Source organism: Vibrio sp. 1978 (genome assembly GCF_033344345.1).
This window is the reverse complement of record NZ_JAWPOP010000812.1, coordinates 1-569: the sequence shown is the minus strand read 5'-3', so window position 1 is coordinate 569 and position 569 is coordinate 1. Positions and strand designations below refer to the sequence as shown.

Below are 569 nucleotides of genomic sequence, written 5' to 3'. Positions count from 1 at the left end.
GACGTTTAAGTCTTGGTTGAACGAACTGCTTGAAGGCGGCTCAGGCACTGTCGAAGCGGTTGAACTTGCAGGCTCTGCGCAAGCATCATCATCTTCTTCGCATGCTGAAATGGAAACCTCAGCGGTAACGATTGATCGCAGTCAGTACGAAACCATTTTGGACGAAGCTTCTTTCAATGCGTGGCTAGAAAAACTCAAAGCGGCAGAGCTGTTTGCCTTTGATACCGAAACGGACAGCCTTGATTACATGGTGGCGAACCTCGTCGGGTTGTCATTTGCCATCGATGAAGGTATTGCGGCTTATGTCCCTGTCGCACACGATTATTTGGATGCGCCAGAGCAACTGGATCGCGATTGGGTTCTTGAGCAGCTGAAACCAATTCTTGAAGACGACGCTCAAGCGAAAGTCGGTCAGAACCTAAAATACGACGCGTCTGTGCTGGCACGTTACGGCATCGAGATGAAAGGCATCAAATACGACACCATGTTGGCGTCTTACGTTTACAACAGCGTAGGCGGCAAACACGACATGGACAGCTTGGCACTTCGTTTCCTACAACACAGCTGCA

Annotated in this window: 1 pseudogene; it reads left to right on the top strand. The window is 49.9% G+C overall.

The window, feature by feature from the left end:
• A pseudogene (locus tag R8N49_RS29255) lies at positions 1-569 on the top strand (DNA polymerase I); the annotation flags it as partial.